Genomic DNA, 232 nt, shown 5'->3' with positions numbered 1-232 from the left:
GAAGAAGATCTGCGAATAGGCGATCGCCTGCGCCAGCACATTGCCGCGGCCGCCGAGCAGTTCGAGCAGGCGCGGGCCGAAGATCAGCATGCCGAGCATGAAGGTCAAACCAAACGTCAGGCCGATCAGCAGCGCATGCATCGCCAAGGTCGAGGCGCGCTCGATCTCGCCGGCGCCGAGCGCGCGCGCGATCGCGGATGCGACGCCGCCGCCCATCGCGCCGCCGGACATC

General features: G+C 68.5%; 1 protein-coding gene. It reads right to left on the bottom strand.

Features of this window, described 5'->3' with window-relative positions:
• Positions 1–232: MATE family efflux transporter (locus AC1RQI_RS17570; protein WP_481905886.1), on the bottom strand; the 232-nt coding region annotated here is incomplete at both ends.

The organism is Salicola sp. AFF1 (assembly GCF_056783195.1).
This window is presented reverse-complemented; position numbering and strand designations above follow the sequence as displayed.